We start from the raw sequence: 16033 nt of genomic DNA on the forward strand, positions 1-16033 counted from the left end.
CGAGCTAACCCCGGAACGGTCCCGGTTCGACCCTCGACGCGGATCGAGCCAGGCCGACTCACGTAGTCAGATACCGAGCTTCATCGACGTCATGTCTGCTTCTCCTTGGCGATCGGAGCACGTGTACTCGAGGAGGCGCGAGGTCTACAGACCGCTCGTCACGCTGTAATCGATGCCTTCGGACACGAGGCCGTTCGCGAGGCGCGCTTCACGTCGTGCACGAATGCCGAGCTTGTCGCCCAGACCCATCGTGTCGAGCTGATCGGCAACACGGTCGTAGGCATCGCGCGCGGCTTCGAGCGCACGCGTGCGCGAGCGTGGACTGAGGAGCATCACCGCGGCGGCACCACCGAACGCCGCTACGCCGATCGCACCGAGCACGAACGGCATGAGGCGAGCGCGGCGGCGCGAGCGCATGTACGCGACGAGCGGCGCAACAGCGATCGCCTTCTTGATGAACTTGCGGGCCTGCGTCTTGGTCTTGCGGGGGATCATGCACGACCGTGATTGCATCGGCCGTACCGCCTGCGGCGTCGCGAGCGCGCGTCGAAGCTTCGTTGGGCGAACGCGCGCGTGTGCAGAAGAAGCGATGCGAGCTCGGCCCTTCGCGATGCGCCTTGGCTGTGACGCGCCGCGCGACAAAAGTCCCATCACGACCGTGGGTGGGCCTGCTTGAGCCAATGGGTGTCAGCTCGAGCGGGCGAAACGTCGCCGATCAGCTGTCAGCCCACGCGCGCGACCGCGCTCGGCTTCTCGCGCTTCACGTTGTAGATGCGAAGCGGCTTCTCCTTGCCCTTGAGATGGGCAGGCGGAAGCTCTTCCACTTCGAAGCGAGGTCCGAGGCGAGCCAACGTGCTCTCGCTCACGATGACCTGACCCGCGAGCGCGATGCCGCAAAGGCGGGCGCTCGTGTTGGCCGTGTCGCCGATGACCGTGTAGCTCATGGCCTTCGAGCTTCCGACGTAGCCGGCGACGAGCGGTCCGGTGTGGAGGCCCATGCCGACGGCGAGGGCAGGGTGGCCGCTCTCGACGCGCTTGCGATTGAACCGCCCGAGGACCTCCATCTGATCGAGCGCGCACTGCACGCTGCGAATGACGTCGTCGGGGTGGGTCATCGGCGCGCCCCAGAAGGCCATGATGCCGTCGCCCATGAACTTGTCGAGCGTGCCTTCGTACTTGAAGATCGTCTCGACCATCAGCTCGAAGTACTCGTTGAGCAGCTCGTTGATGACTTCGGCGGTCGCGCCTTCGCTCATGCGCGTGAAGCCGCGGATGTCGCTGTTGAAGACGGTGCAGTCGGGGACGAGCACGCCGCCCTTCTTCACTTCGAGCTTGCCGGAGATCACCTGCTCGGCAACGTTCGGCGAGAGGAGGCGGCTGAAGCGCTCGCGCGTCATGATCTCCTGCTCGATCTTCTTCGCGAGCAGGTTGTTCTCGATGAACATCGCCGCCTGGTTGCCGACGGTGGTGACGAGCTCGAGATCCTTTTGCTGGAACTGAGCGAGCGACTCGCTGTCGAGCCAGAGGGCGCCGAGGACCTCTTTCTCGTGAAGAAGGGGCACGACGATGGCGCTCGAGATGCGGTTCAAGATCATGGATTTGCCCTTGGAAGAGGCAAAATCCATCGACGCGTCGTGCGTGAGGACGGCGGCGCGCTCGGTCGTGACGTGGTTGAGGATCGTCGAGCTGACCTGGATCGGCGCGTCGGTTCCGTCGCGTCGGTGCGTGGCGCGCGGTGCCAGGGTGCCGTCCTTCTCGCGGAGAAGGATGACGCCGCGGTCGGCGTTCACGAACTTGAAGAGCGACAGAAGGATCTTGTGGAGCAGCTGATCGAGATCGCGCTCGAGACCGATGTCGCGCGTGAGCTCCCACGTGAGACGAAGGCGCTCGTAGTCGACGCGGAGCTGCTGCGGATCGTGCGAGATCTGGTCGTAGGGGACGAAGCCCTTCGTCTGCGCGGCGATCTGCGTGCCGATGGCGCGCGCAGAGTCGAGCACGTCGACGCGGGTGCCACCAAAGCTCGGCGGGCGCGCCTGTGGATGACGCGCGGGCGAGCCGGGCCCGCCATAGGCAGGCGGCGGCTGCGGAGCTTGGCCACCTTGGCCGTAGGGGCTCTGGAGTGGACCGGCAGGCCCGCCGTACGGGGGACCGCCACGCATGGCGCCAGGCGCTTGGGGCATCCCCATGGTGCCCATCGGCCCCGCCTGGCTCGGCCCCATCATCCCGGGGCCATGATTCGCATGGCTTGCGGGCGGCGGAACGCTCGGGCCTTTCGGCGTCGGCGGCGAACCCAGGGCTGAAGGCTGGGCGTGGGAAGGCTGCGCGTGGGAAGGCACACCCGGCGCGGCATTCGCGTTCGGACTCGCGTTCGCACTCCAAGGCGCGTGGACGCCCGACGGGATCGGCGCGGGTGAAGCGCCGCCGTGGCCGCCATGGGGAGCCGGAACGGGCGAGTTGAAGTCGATCGGCGGGCCGACGCCGTCGTCGTACCGCGCGCGTGTCGAGCCGAGCGCGATTTCGTCGCCATGACGAAGCGGCATCTCACCGCGAACGCGCTCGCCGTTGACATAGGTGCCGTTGAGGCTGCCCAGGTCACGCAGCACGAAGCCGCCGTCACGATGCTCGAGGATGCAATGCTCCTTCGAGACGATCTTGTCGAGCAGCTGAATCGAATTGTTGGGATGCCGCCCCAGGCTGTTGATGGGCCTGAGGTCGATCGCCTGCTGCCCCTCGGCCGTGGCGAGGATCAAACGCGCCATCGCGGACTGCATCGTAACGTGAGCGGTGTTCCTGGCACAGCGGGAAAGATGCACCGAGCGCGATCGTTGTTCCGGGACCGCCTTCCGTCGGGAAATCCCGATGTCCGACACGGCAGTGACGTCGAGCGCATGCGACGTGCTGCTTATCTGGCACTGATCTGCCTCGCGGTCTGGTACGGTTAGGTAGGCATGGCCCAGCGCGGGAAGTCAGGTTCTTCACGGGGTGTAGGGCCGAGGAGTCACAAGGAGCTCCCGACCGAAAATCGGGGAGCCCAGGCTCCTTCGCGTCCCTCCACACGGTCGGTTTCCAGGGAAGCTGCGCGCGAAGCGCGCGAGAAGGGTGGAGCTCGAGCGGAAGCTGCCGAGCAGGCGCAGAGCGCGTCGCTACCGGGGTCCGAGCCGAACGGGAGCGCGGCGGGGACAGGCGGCGGGTCTGCGGCTGGGGCCGTTCACATTTCTCCCCCGTCGGCCGCCCCCGATCGCAACGGGAACGGGATCGAGGCGCCGAGCTCCTCGCCCTCGCCGACGGACTTTCTGCTGCGTCGCAGCAGCCCGAGCGATCCTCCGTCGTACAGCGGTCCCGTCCGCGCCTGGCTCGATGCCAACGCGGTGCCTTCGCCCGGCTCCGGCCGCGATCCGTTCCGGATCCCGCCCGAGCTCGTCACCCAGCATACGGATCCCTCCATTCTGCCGGAGCAACCCCAGGCGATCGGAGGGCTCTTCGAACTCGTCGGAACCGTGGCGCGTCGCGCGCTGACGTTGGGGCTCGCCGCACGCGAGCCGAGCTTCCACGTCTTCGTGTCGGCCGATCCGCAGGTGATGATCGAGGACGACATCGTCCGCTTCGCCGAGCGCTTCGCCCAGAGCCGTCCGACGCCCCCGGACATCGTCTACGTGCACGACTTCGATCGCCCCGAGGCACCGAAGCCTCTCACGGTGCCCGCGGGCGCCGGGGCGACGCTCGTGGCCGCGATGGACGCGCTCATCGAGCGCCTTCGCAACGAGATCCCCGGGCTCGTGCAGCACGACGAAGTGCGCCGCGCCACGCAGCGCCTCGCGCGCGAGCTCGATGCGAAGAACCGCGAAGTCCTGACGGGCCTCGAGTCGACAGCGAAGAATCTCGGCTTCGGCATCCGCTCCGTCCAGGGCGGCGTGCAGACGTTCCCGATTCTCCACGGCAAGCCGCTCTCGGCCGAGCAGTTCGGCGCACTCGACGAGTCGACCAAACGCGCGCTCGGCGAGGCCGAAGATCGCCTCACGCACGAAGTCGAGAAGGCCGCGGTGCTCGTTCGCGAGCAGAACGCGCGCTTCGAGGCGGCGCGCGAAGAGGCCATGTCGCGCCTCTCGGAGGCCGTCATCCGTCGCGCCTGCGGCGAGGTGAAGAAGCTCCTCGAAGACTTCGGCGACGACGTCACCCAGTATCTCGACAACGTCGAGAAGGCGCTCATCGCCGACTGGCGTGACTTCGTCGAGAACGACGCGCAGGGACTCACGCCGGGCGAGGGGAACGACGAGGGTGGCAGCGATCACAACCTCGCCGAATTCGACCCCGAGCACGCCACCCGGCTCGGGCGTTTCAAGGTGAACCTCCTCGTCGCCCACGACGAAGAGGCGCCGCCTCCGGTCATCTACGAGACGAACCCGACGTACCCGAACCTCTTCGGGTACCTCGAGCGCCGCGCGCGCTTCGGTGCGCTCCTCACGGACTTCACGCGCATCCGCCCTGGCTCGCTCCACCGCGCATCCGGCGGCGTCCTCGTCGTTCGCGCCGCGGACCTGATGACCGATCCGATCATCTGGGAGCGCATGAAGCGCGTTCTGCGCGAGCGTCGGATCGGTGCGGAAGATCCGCTCGGTCCGCTCGGCCTCTACGCGACCACGCTCAAGCCCGTTCCGGCGCCGATCCGCGTGCGCGTCGTGCTCGTCGGTCCGCCGGAGATCTACGCCGCTCTGCTCGACGCCGACGCCGACTTCGCCTCGCTCTTCCGCGTGAAGGTGGAGATCGAGCCGTCGATCCCGCGCACGCTCGAGAACCTCCGCGCGCTCGACGGCTACCTCACGAACATGGCGCGCGAGCGCGAGTGGGGCGAGCTCGATCGCTCCGCACGCGCCCGCTTGCTCGACCTGGCCACGCGCCTCGCCGGCGATCGTCAGAAGCTCTCACTCAGCCTTTCTCCGCTCGAGGAGACGGCGGCATTCGCCAGCGCGCTCGCGTCGGCGCGGGCGAGCGGCGGTGCCGACTGGGTGGACCCGGGCGGCCCCACGTCCCAGAGTCCGCGCCCGTTCCGTGCGTCGGAGACGCCGCCGGGCAGCGTGGTCACGGCCGAGGACATCGAGATCGCTTGGCGTGAACGTCGTGAACGCGCAGGCGCTGCCGAGCGTCACATCCGCGAGCTCACGATTCGCGGCGAGGTCTCCCTCGACACCGACGGCTTCCGCATCGGTGTCGTGAACGGCCTTTCCGTGTATTCTGCAGGCGATGTCGAGTTCGGCCAGCCGATGCGCATCACCGCGGTCGTCGCACTCGGTCGCGAAGGCATCGTCGACGTCGAGCACGAAGCACAGCTCGGTGGCGCCATCCACACGAAGGGCGTCGCCATCATCCGGGGCTATCTCGCGCGCATGTTCGGGCAGGAGCGTCCGCTCAGCCTGAAGGCTCAGATCGCGTTCGAACAGAGCTACGGCGAGATCGACGGCGACAGCGCCTCGTCGAGCGAGCTCTTCGGTGTGCTCTCCGCGCTGTCCGAGGTCGCCATCGACCAAGGCATCGCGGTCACCGGCAGCGTCAACCAGCTTGGTGAAATCCAGGCCATCGGCGGCGTGTGCGCGAAGATCGAAGGCTTCTTCGAGCTGTGTCGCGCGCGCGGCCTCACCGGCAAGCAAGGCGTCATGCTCCCGCGCCCGAATCTCGAGCACCTCGTGCTTCGCGAAGACGTGGCGACCGCCATCGAGGAGGGGAAGTTCCACCTCTATGCGGTCAACACCGTCGCGCAGGGCGTCGAAGTCCTCACGGGCGTGCCCGCGGGAGAACGCGATCCTTCGGGGCGCTTCCCGGCGGCGAGCGTGTTCGGACGCGTCGAGCGAAGGATCATCGAGATCGCCGAGCGCCTCCGCGCGGCCGAAGCTCAGCATTCGCACGGCGCTCCTGCGCTCGAGTCGATGGAAGACGTCAGCCACGCCGATCTGAGCGAGGCAGGCGACTTCCGCTCTCGGTGACGTTCGGTTTTCGGTAAGACTCCGGTCTCGACCAGATGAAAACCGTCGTCGAGAGCCTCGCTGCGCTGCTTCGGCCGGAGCTCGCGGAGCTCACCGCCTACGTTCCCCACGTCGTGCCCGGCATCGAGGTGAAGCTCGATGCCAATGAGGCGCCGCCTGCGCGCTCGCCCGCGATTCGCGAGGCCGTCACGAAGGCGCTCGCCCACGTCGAGCTCGAACGTTACCCGGATCCGCGTGCGCTCCGGCTGAAGGCGGCGATCGAGAAGCGCACCGGCGCACCGGCCGACACTCTCATCTTCGGCTCGGGCTCCGACGAGCTCATCGCGCTGGTCGTGAATGCGCTCGCGGTGCCCCGCAAGAAGGGCGCGCCGGCGGTCGTCTTGACGCCCACGCCCACGTTCGTGATGTACCGCATGACGTCACGGTGCCATGGCATCAAGCCCGTCGAAGTTCCGCTCGATCGGAGTTGGGACCTCGACGTCGATTCGACGAAGCGGGCCATCGCGATGATGGAGCCGAACGTCGTGTTCGTCGCGAGTCCGAACAACCCGACGGGCAATCGCATGTCCGACGATCGCGTGCGCGACGTGGTTGCCGCGTGCGGTACCGAGCAGAACGCGGCCTTCGCGATCGTCGACGAGGCCTACGTCGATTATGCCGCGGAGGGTTCGCTTCGAGGCCTGCGTGCGACGCAGCCGCACCTCGGCATCCTCCGCACGCTCAGCAAGATCGGCCTCGCGGCCCTTCGTGTCGGCTGGCTCGAGGCCGACGCCGGGCTCGTCACGGAGATCGACAAGACCCGGCAGCCGTTCAATCTGAGCGCCACGAGCCAGGCGGCGGCGGCTGCCGTGCTCGAAGACGACGATGCGTGGAGCGCCGTTCGCGCCGAGGCCGCCGCGATCGTGAAAGCACGCGGCGAGCTCGCGACTGCGATCGACGCGCTCGAGGGTTTCAGCGTGACACCGAGCTCGGCGAACTTCCTCTGGGTGAAGACGCCTGGGCCGGCCGAGCCTGTCTTCGCGCACCTCGCGAAGGATGGGATTCTCGTGCGCAGCTTCCATGCAGGCGGCGGTCGCCTCGGCTCCCAGATTCGGATTACGATCGGCAACGACGCCGAGAACGCGCGCCTTCTCGAGTCACTTCGCAAGGTGCCGGCCACAGGGCTAGGGGGATGACGACGATGCGAGGAGAGCCGAAGCGAGCATGGGCCGTGACGGCGCTCCTCGCAGGTGCCTGCGCCGTGACCGCGTTCGCTTCGGGCTGCCGCCCTGGCGCCGAAGTCGTCCGCGTCTACGACGGACAGATCGCTCCCGGGCCGTACGTTCAGCCGGAAGCGTATGCCCACTATCTGCGAGGCGTGATCGCGGAGGGCCACGGTGATTTCTCCGCGGCCCTGTCGTCGTTCGAGCAGGCGGCCGACATCGACGCGGACGATCCGGAGGTTTGGACGCGAATCGGCGACGTGCGCTGTCGTCGCGATCCGAAAGACTCCGCTGCCGACCGCGCGTTCTCGAAGGCGCTGAAGATCGACGCGTCGTATGCGGGCGCCCTCGCCGCGAAAGGACGCTGCGAGCTCACGCGCGGGAAAACCGCAGAAGCGGCCGAGCTCGTGGCCCGCGCGACGCAGGAGGATCCGAAGCGCGCGAGTCTGGGGGCTCTTCTCGTCCAGATCGAAGCGCGGCGCGGAACGCCCGCGGCCCGCGAGCGGGCGATTGCGCTCACGGTGACCCAAGGACACGACGAAAACGCGTGGAACGCGCTCCTCGCGTGGGGCCAGGCCCGTGGCGATGCGGGGCTCGTGGCCCGAGCGCTCATCGGTCTGCTTCCGACCGCGCCGATGCGAAGCCCCGAGGTCGAGCGCGGTGCCCTCGACCTGCTCGGCGAAGGGCAGCTCGTTCTGGCTCGTCAGGTGGCGGCGGCGGTGGCCGACGCGCCGCGCGAGCTCGACGTGCACGGGCCGCGTGATGCCACCGTCGCTCGGCTTGCCGTCGACGAGGCCCTCTCCCGAGGAGACGAAGCGGCGGCGACCGCGCGAGCAACCCGCGGACACGTCTCGCTTCCAGAGCTCGCCGCGCGTGCACTCGTGTTCGAGCGTGCGGCCTTCGCGACCTCGCTCGCGCGCACGGTCGCTCATGCCGATCCGGGCGCGAGCGCAGCGCACATGGTGCTGGCGGCCATCGCCAAGCGCGACGAAGGCGCGAAGAAGGGCGGGGCGCGCCATCCGGGCGAGAGCTTGCGGCGCATCACCGATCAGCCGCCGGAGCTTTGCGCGCTCGTGTTCGCGGAACGTCTGACGGCCGCGGCAGGGGCAGACGTCGCGCGTGAGTGGCTGGCCAACGTGACGCGCACGCCGATGGCGCCTCACGATCCGGTTGCCGGGCCTTTCGTGGTCGATCTCGCGGCCCGCGGGGTGATCGCCGAGAGCGCGCTTCCTCGCGAATGGCGAATCGAGCTCGCCGCGCGTCGTCGCGAAGCTCCTCCGCCGATGGTGGCAAATGCCGAGGTGACCGCGGCTGCTCGCGCCGGTGTCGATGCCAAGCACGCGCTTCTCGAGCAGGCGCTCACCGCACCCACCGCAGAGACGACGAAGACCGCACTCACACGCCTTTCGGGCGCCGTCGATCGCGACCCCATCGTGGCATTCTCGTTCGGACGCGTGGCCCTCGCGGGACCGACGTCGCCCGATGTCGCGGAACGAGTGCGCCGCGCCGTGGCTGTCGATCCAGCGAACCCGCTGCTCCTCGCGCTCGGCGTCGAGATCGCCAAGCAGGGCGGAGGAGACGTGGCGCCCGCCAAGACGCGACTCATGGCCGTGGCCAGCACGCCGGCCGAGCGAGCGCTCGCGACCGAGTAGGTGACCTCAGCGCAGGATGGGACGCGAACCCGCGTCGTACGTCCTCACTCCGCCGTCCTTCATGTCGTTGTGGAGGACGAGATCGACCTTCTGGACGACGTTCTCCCGGATGTCGACCTCGGTTTCGGCGTTGCTGTTCACGCGCGGGTGCATGGCGCCCACCTTCAGCTTGCCGACGGGAATGCCGTCGATGCGGAAGTGACCCGCGGCATCGGTCGAGGCGTGGAGCGGGTGAAGGAACGCATAGACGTCGACGACGGCGTAGGGACGGTCATGATCGATGACGAGCCAGTGCCCCGGCTTCTTCGGATAGATCTTCACCGGGTCGCCCTTCGGCGGCGCCATCATCATCACGAGGTTCGAGCCGGGCTCGAGCATCGGCGTCCAATACTCTTTGGTCCGGTTCGAGATCTCCAAGCGCTGACCGAACGTCAGCGTCACGGTCCGCTTCTCGTAACCACATCCGTCGATGACGACAGGCTCGGCCTCTTCCTTCTCGGGAACGAAGCCCTTGTAACCGGTGACCACGACGACCGCGTCTTGGAGGGCGCGGGCACCGTTCGGCCCTTTCTCGCCCTCACGGAACGCGTGGCCCCAGATCTTCGCGGCGCCGGGGCACTCGGAGAAGTTCGCCGGCGTCTCGGGAGCGGGATCGCCTTCGATCGTGATCGTCCCTTCGATGCTACCCGTCGGCCCCGTGTAGACGGGGAGCTTCGATGGGTTGACCATCTTTGCGACCTCTTCGACCGGCAGCGGCGTGGCGTTGAGCGCGCCGCCGTCGGGCACGGTGGGCGCCGCGGTCGGCGCCGGAGCAGAGGCCGAACCTGTCGCTGCGCCCGCGCCCGCGTCGCCGGGGGCGTTTCCGGACTTCGAGCATGCAGCGAGCGACATCACCGCGAGCGCCAGGACATGGATCGCGGCAAGAGCACGAGTCGAATGAACGGTGCGCATGCGGACGCTCCGAGCGGGAGAGAGAAAGTGGTTCAACAAAAACTCGAAGAAGCGAAGCAGACCTTCGGGCTCGAGGCCCAAACAAAGGTCTGCGTTCGCTTCTTCCCGTGCGTGAGTGAGATCGTCAGCCGCCGAAGATCGACGCGGCCTTGACCGCGACGTCGAGCGACTGGCTCGGCAGGATACCGAGCACGAGGACCAGGATCGCCGAGACGAGGAGCGCCGCGGTGACGTAGCCCGAGCGCATCGGCGTGGCGACGGGCGCACCCGCTGCCGGCTCGCGCATGTACATGAACACGAGGACGCGCAGGTAGTAGTACGCGCCGAGCACGCTGTTCAGGAAGCCGATGACGGTGAGGAGGTAGAAGCCCGAGTCCATCGCAGCGCGGAACACGAACCACTTACCGAAGAACCCAGCGGTCGGCGGGATGCCCGCGAGCGAGATGAGGAACAGCGAGAAGGCGAGGGCCGCCGCCGGGTGACGGCGACCGATGCCCGAGAGGTCCTCGTAGGTGACGGCTTCCGCACCGCGACGACCGCAGAGGATGAGCGCACCGAACGCACCGGCCGTCGAGACCATGTACGTGAGGAGGTAGAAGAGCACCGTGGCGCTCGCCTGCGAGACGGAGTGGATCGAGGCGACGACGCCGACGAGGAGGTAGCCGGCGTGGGCGATGCTCGAGTACGCGAGCATGCGCTTGACCGACTCTTGCTGACCGGCGATGAGGTTCGCGACCGTCATCGTGATCACGGCGATCCACGCGAGGGCCGGGGGCCAGCCCGCGGACCACGACATCGAGGCCTTGTCACCGAAGCAGGTGAGGAGCACGCGGAGGAGCATCGCGAAGCCGCCCGCCTTGACCACCGCGGCCATGTAGGTCGTGGCGGGGGTCGGCGCGCCTTCGTAGGCGTCGGGCGTCCACATGTGGAACGGCACCGCGCTGACCTTGAAGGCGAGGCCGACGAGGACGAGCACGAGCGCGATGATGATCATCGGCGAGCGCTCGGTGGAGCGGCGAACGACGTCGCCGATGCCCGCGAGGTCCGTGTGGCCCGTGGCTCCGTAGAGGAGCGCGAAGCCGAAGAGGAGGAGCGCCGCGGCGAACGAGCCGAGGAGGAAGTACTTGAGCGCGCCTTCGGCCGAGCGGGGCGACGTGCGGCGGAACGCGGTCATCGCGTACGCGCCGATCGACATCGTCTCGAGGCCGAGGAAGACGATCAGAGCATCGCCCGCCGCCGCGACCATCATGGCGCCGACGGTCGAGAAGAGGAGCAGCGAGTAGAACTCGCCACGATCGAGGCGGTGCTCCGGAAGGTATCCGCCGGCGAGCAGCGCCGAGATGGCGCCGCCGAGGCAGAGGATGCCGTCGAAGAAGATCGTGAAGCGGTCGATGACGATCCACGGAGCGAGCGCATCGGCGTGCTGCAGATCTTCGACGCCTCCGAGCCAGGCGCCCACCGAGAAGGCGAAGCCCGTGGCGAAGATCATCGTCGCGCCGAGCGCGAGGCCGGCCTTCTTCTTCGAGAAGGCCTCGGCGAGCATCAGCAGAAGCGCGCCGACGGCGATAACGAGGATGGGGGAGAGTCCAAACGCGAGCGGCATCTTCGGTCTCTCAGTGCGCGGACGGCTCGGCCGCCGTGTTCGTGGTCGTGGTTTCCGCGGCGATCGCCTTGGGGGCGTCCGGCGAGCGGGGAAGGAGCTTGATCGGGCCCGTGTAGTACTTCGGGGCGGGGCTCGTCTCGACGCGCGCGTTCATGTCGCCAATCACGCGCGTGACGGCGTCGTGCATCTGGTTGAGCAGGAGGTTCGGCGCCACGCCGATCACGAAGATGGCGATGATGAGCGGCGCGACCGCGATCATCTCGCGCGCGTTGATGTCCTGGAGGTGCTTGTTCTCGGAGCGCGTGATGGGACCGAAGAACATCTTCTGGATCGCCGTCAGCATGTAGAGCGCCGCGAGGATGACGCCGAGAGCCGCGCCGACGGCCTGGACGCCGTTGACGTGGCCGAGCTTGTTCGAGACGAACGTGCCCGTGATGATGAGGAACTCACCCACGAAGCCGTTCGTGCCGGGGAGACCGACGCTCGCCATCGAAGCGATGACGAAGAGGGCCGCGTAAACCGGCATGACCTTGGCGAGACCGCCGAAGTCGTCGAGCTGACGCGTGTGGCGGCGGTCGTAGATGACGCCGACGAGGAGGAAGAGCGCGCCGGTGGTCACGCCGTGGTTGACCATCTGCAGGACCGAGCCCTCGATCGAGGAGGGCGTGCCTGCGAAGAGGCCGAGCATGACGTAACCGAGGTGGGCGACCGACGAGTACGCGACCAAGCGCTTCACGTCGTCCTGACGCCACGCGACGAGCGCGCCGTAGAGGATGCCGCCGAGCACCGCGACGCCCGCGAGCGTTGCGCCGTACTGCGACGCCGCCTCGGGGAACATCCCCATGCAGAAGCGCAGGTAGCCGTAGGTTCCCATCTTGAGCATCACGGCGGCCAGGATGATCGAGCCGGCCGTGGGGGCTTCGGTGTGCGCGTCCGGGAGCCACGTGTGGACCGGGAACATCGGCACCTTGATGAAGAACGAGATCGCGAAGCCCCAGAACAGGTAGACCTGCACGTGCTGGGGGTAAACGACGCGGCTCAGTTCGAAGTAGTCGAACGAGGGCGTGCCGCCGGTGAGCTTCCCGTAGGTGTACGCGGCGTACAGGATGGCGGCGAGCATCAGCATGCTGCCGAACATCGTGTAGAGGAAGAACTTGAGCGCGCTCTTGATGCGGTTCGCTCCGCCCCAGACTCCGATCATCACGTACATCGGGATGAGCATGAGCTCCCAGAAGACGTAGAAGAGGAAGAGGTCGAGGGCGACGAAGGAGCCGATCATCGCGGCCTCGAGGAGGAGGAGCGAGAAGCACCAGTCCTTGAAGCGCTTGTCGATCGAGCCGAACGACGCGTACGTCGCGATCGGCGTGATGAAGACCGTCAGGATGACGAGCCAGAGCGAGATGCCGTCGAGCGCCACGTGGTAGTGGATGCCGAACCGCTCGATCCAGACGATGTCCTGGTTGAAGTGGTACGTCCGCCCCATGTCGACCATGAGGAGCGGGATCGACGCGAAGAGCGTCACCAGCATCACGATCAGCGTGGTCGCCTTGAGAAGGCGGTGCGCCTGACGCGGCAGGAAGAGGATGGCCACGGCGCCTGCGAGCGGGAGGCCGATGAGCCACGAGAGCAGGTTCGGCAGCTCCGCGGGGGCGGCTCCACCTTCGGCCGCGACCACCGCCTCGCTCGGCCACATGCGCGCCACGAAGATCGTGAAGAGCGCAGCGATGAGCGCGAAGGGAAGGCGGACGCGCCAGCTGTGACCGCGCGGGATGAGCGCGGCCACGATGGCGGCAACGGCGACGGGGACGATGGACCCGACCGCGGCGTTCGCCGGGCTGAAGACCGCCGCGCCACCACCCATAGCCTGGGTAAGGGCGACCACGACGGTCACGAGCGCGAGGAAGAAGAAGGTCGGACCGATCCACGCCGGACGGCCGGAACCGTTGGAGAGGGCGGTGACAGGGGATTCAGGTTGAGACGTCTTGGTGGCCATTTCCGTCACCGCTCCCCGAGCTGGATCTGCTGGGGCTTCTCGACCTTGGGACGAGAGATCGGGATTTCCTTGGTCGTGATGCGACCGAAGGCGTTACGTACCTCGACCTTCACGGTCTGCGATTTGCCCTCGTCGAGGTGCAGCTTCAGCTGGTCGGTGCCGGTGAAGGCCTGCGCCTGGGGCGCGCCCTTCGAATCGGGGTACCAGCGGTAGCCGTACCCGATGCCGGGGGCTGCCGAGAGGACGTAGTCGCCGTTGCTGCTCTCGGTGACGTTCACGTCGGCGTGCGGCTCGATGAAGAACCAGCCGAGTGCCGCCATGCCGACGACCATCACGGCCGCGTAGACGTGGACGACGCCGTTCTGGAAGAGACGCAGGATCGTGCCGAGGGCAGCGACGATGAGCGCCGTCAGGCGCGCCAGGACGAAGTCGATGATGCCCTGGTCGACCGAGGTCGCCGTGTCCGCGAGGGCATCGACACCGGCCACGACAGTCTTGTCGTAGGCCTCGTCGACGCGCCACTTGTCGAGAAGGAGGTTGTAGAGACCGCCCACCTTCTTCGCGAGCTCGGCCGCCGGCTTGCCGGCCTGGAGCACGTACACCCAGTACGCGACACCCGAGCCGACGAGGAACGCGCAGAGCGCCGCGACGAGCGAGAGGATCTCGAGGTGGTGCTTGCCAGCTTCGTTGGCGGCGACCGTGCCGACGCCCTTCGTTGCCTCTTCGAACACCGGCTCGAGCCAGTGCTCCATGGGGAGGAAGTTGAAGTGGTGGTTGAACAGCTTGATGGCTGCCGGGTTGAGGAGGAGACCGGCGACGATCGAGGCCGTGCCCAGGATGAGCAGCGGGATCGTCATCGGACGCGGCGACTCGTGAGGCGCCGCACCCGGCTGGGTGAGGTCTTCCTCGTGATGATGGTCGTCGGCCTCTTCGCCTTCGCCGTCGCCATGCTCGTCATGAGCGTGAGCGTCTTCGCTCGGACGACCGATGGTCCATCCGCGGAAGTCACCCCAGAAGGTGAGGAACAAGCAGCGGCACATGTAGAACGCCGTGAGCGTGGCCGCCGTGACGGCCATGGCCCAGAGGACCCACGGGACCCAACCCGGGGCGGTCCAGATCTCGATCTTGCGCGCCGCGAGCTCTGCTGCGTACGGGCTCGTCGTCTTGTTCACGAGCGCGCTGGCGATGATCTCGTCCTTCGAGAACCAGCCGCTGGTGAGCGGGAAGCCGATGATCGCGAGCGTTGCCGCCGCGAACGTGCCGTAGGTGAGCGGCATGAACTTGCGCAGGCCGCCCATGTTCCGCATGTCCTGAGACTTGTCGTCGTCGTGAATGCGGGCGTGCATCGAGTGGATGACGCTGCCGGCGCCGAGGAACAAGCAGGCCTTGAAGAACGCGTGCGTGAAGACGTGGAAGAAGCCGGCCGTGAACGCCCCGACGCCGACGCCGAGGAACATGAAGCCGAGCTGGCTCACCGTGGAGTACGCGAGCACCTTCTTGATGTCGTTCTGCACGAGCGCGATGGTCGCGGCGAAGAGCGCCGTGGCCACACCCGTGAAGGCGATGATCGTCATCACCGCGGGCGACATCACGAACACGAAGGAGAGGCGGCAAACGAGGTAGATGCCGGCCGTGACCATCGTGGCCGCGTGGATGAGCGCGGAGACCGGCGTCGGACCCGCCATCGCGTCCGGGAGCCACACGTAGAGCGGAATCTGCGCGCTTTTACCGGTACACCCGAGGAAGAGGGCGATCGAGACGGCCGTGGCCGCGGTGATCGTCCAAGGCTTGTCCGGCTGGAGGAACGAGAGCGGGATCTTGAGCGAGCCAATCGCGAGATCCTGGAACTGTCCGCCGCCGATCGGCCAGAGGTGGACCTGGGCGCCGGTGCCCGGCGTGAGAAGGTCACGCGCGTTGGTCGCGATGCCGGTCCAGTCGAGCGCGCCCGTGTAGTGGACGAGCAGGAACATGGCGACGAGGAGACCGAAGTCACCGATGCGGTTGGCGATGAACGCCTTCTTGCCGGCCGCCGCGTTCGGCGTCTTCGTGTACCAGAAGCCGATGAGCAGGTAGCTGCAGAGACCGACGCCTTCCCAGCCGACGAAGAGAACGGCGAGGTTGTCCCCGAGGATGAGGACGAGCATCGAGAAGACGAACAGGTTCAGATACGCGAAGAAGCGCCAGTAGGCCTTGTCTGCCTCCATGTACGAGCTCGCGTACACGTGGATGAGGAAGCCAACACCGGTGACGACCAGCATCATGACGCCCGAGAGCGCGTCGACGCTGAACTTCAAGTCGATCGGAACGCTGATGTCCTTCGCGCCGCCGGCGGTGGCGACGACACGCGAGGTGCGCATCCACTCCCAAGCCGTCCAGAACAGCTTGGCATGGGCGTGGTGCGTGACCTCGTGGCCGTCGACCATCGAGGTCGTCTTCGACGCGTCGATGACGCCGTTGAGGGCGAAGAACGTGACGACTGCCGCGACGAAGCTGATGCCGATGGCCGAGAGAGCCATGAGGCGAACGGCGGGCTTGCCGAGGCGCTGACCGAAGACGCCGTTCACGAACGCTCCGAGGAGCGGCATGAGCATGACGACCGCGATCAGCGAGAAGTTATCTGCAGGGAACAGGGAGAACAGGGCCTTCATGGCGGGTCG

9 protein-coding genes are annotated in these 16033 nt (G+C 67.4%); 3 read left to right on the forward strand and 6 right to left on the reverse strand.

Features of this window, described 5'->3' with window-relative positions; genetic code table 11:
• Window positions 1–144: 144 nt before the first annotated feature.
• A complete protein-coding gene (locus AKJ09_RS39500) occupies window positions 145–495 on the reverse strand; it encodes a hypothetical protein (protein WP_169928228.1) in 351 nt (116 codons plus the stop codon).
• Between the two features lie 227 nt (window positions 496–722).
• Window positions 723–2759: an adenylate/guanylate cyclase domain-containing protein gene (locus AKJ09_RS55765; RefSeq protein WP_205633930.1), complete on the reverse strand. Its 2037-nt coding sequence runs from the start codon at window positions 2757–2759 to the stop codon at window positions 723–725.
• A 609-nt stretch (window positions 2760–3368) separates the two neighbouring features.
• On the opposite strand from AKJ09_RS55765, the gene AKJ09_RS39510 reads away from it, so the two are divergent.
• Genes AKJ09_RS39510 through AKJ09_RS39520 form a run of 3 tightly spaced genes read left to right on the forward strand, consistent with a single transcriptional unit; the run spans window position 3369 to window position 8829 of the window.
• Window positions 3369–5975: a Lon protease family protein gene (locus AKJ09_RS39510; RefSeq protein ID WP_169928229.1), complete on the forward strand. Its 2607-nt coding sequence runs from the start codon at window positions 3369–3371 to the stop codon at window positions 5973–5975.
• Window positions 5976–6010: 35 nt separating this feature from the next.
• Window positions 6011–7150, forward strand: a complete 1140-nt coding sequence (hisC, locus tag AKJ09_RS39515; RefSeq protein WP_146653002.1) for a histidinol-phosphate transaminase — start codon at window positions 6011–6013, stop codon at window positions 7148–7150.
• Entirely contained in the window at window positions 7147–8829 is a 1683-nt protein-coding gene (locus AKJ09_RS39520; protein ID WP_146653003.1) for a tetratricopeptide repeat protein, read from the forward strand. Before hisC ends, AKJ09_RS39520 begins: the two co-directional genes overlap by 4 nt.
• Window positions 8830–8835: 6 nt before the next feature.
• Here AKJ09_RS39520 and AKJ09_RS39525 read toward each other — a convergent pair whose 3' ends face one another.
• From AKJ09_RS39525 to nuoL, 4 genes are all read right to left on the reverse strand, one after another.
• Window positions 8836–9780, reverse strand: a complete 945-nt coding sequence (locus tag AKJ09_RS39525) for a hypothetical protein (RefSeq protein WP_146653004.1) — start codon at window positions 9778–9780, stop codon at window positions 8836–8838.
• A 124-nt stretch (window positions 9781–9904) separates the two neighbouring features.
• Window positions 9905–11383 carry an NADH-quinone oxidoreductase subunit N gene (locus AKJ09_RS39530; protein ID WP_146653005.1) on the reverse strand — a complete coding sequence of 493 codons (1479 nt, stop codon included), beginning with the start codon at window positions 11381–11383 and terminating at the stop codon, window positions 9905–9907.
• 10 nt (window positions 11384–11393) lie between these two features.
• Window positions 11394–13376, reverse strand: a complete 1983-nt coding sequence (locus AKJ09_RS39535; RefSeq protein ID WP_240488777.1) for a complex I subunit 4 family protein — start codon at window positions 13374–13376, stop codon at window positions 11394–11396.
• Window positions 13377–13381: 5 nt separating this feature from the next.
• Entirely contained in the window at window positions 13382–16024 is a 2643-nt protein-coding gene (gene nuoL / locus AKJ09_RS39540; RefSeq protein ID WP_146653006.1) for an NADH-quinone oxidoreductase subunit L, read from the reverse strand.
• Window positions 16025–16033 lie beyond the last annotated feature (9 nt).

It is taken from the genome of Labilithrix luteola (assembly GCF_001263205.1).
Classification (GTDB): domain Bacteria; phylum Myxococcota_A; class Polyangia; order Polyangiales; family Polyangiaceae; genus Labilithrix; species Labilithrix luteola.

Coding starts and splice junctions, on each gene's coding strand:
- AKJ09_RS39500 (WP_169928228.1), bottom strand. CDS start 495: ATGATCCCCCGCAAGACCAAGACGCAGGCCCGCAAGTTCATCAAGAAG.
- AKJ09_RS55765 (WP_205633930.1), bottom strand. CDS start 2,759: ATGGCGCGTTTGATCCTCGCCACGGCCGAGGGGCAGCAGGCGATCGAC.
- AKJ09_RS39530 (WP_146653005.1), bottom strand. CDS start 11,383: ATGCCGCTCGCGTTTGGACTCTCCCCCATCCTCGTTATCGCCGTCGGC.
- AKJ09_RS39535 (WP_240488777.1), bottom strand. CDS start 13,376: ATGGCCACCAAGACGTCTCAACCTGAATCCCCTGTCACCGCCCTCTCC.
- hisC (WP_146653002.1), top strand. CDS start 6,011: ATGAAAACCGTCGTCGAGAGCCTCGCTGCGCTGCTTCGGCCGGAGCTC.
- nuoL (WP_146653006.1), bottom strand. CDS start 16,024: ATGAAGGCCCTGTTCTCCCTGTTCCCTGCAGATAACTTCTCGCTGATC.
- AKJ09_RS39525 (WP_146653004.1), bottom strand. CDS start 9,780: ATGCGCACCGTTCATTCGACTCGTGCTCTTGCCGCGATCCATGTCCTG.
- AKJ09_RS39520 (WP_146653003.1), top strand. CDS start 7,147: ATGACGACGATGCGAGGAGAGCCGAAGCGAGCATGGGCCGTGACGGCG.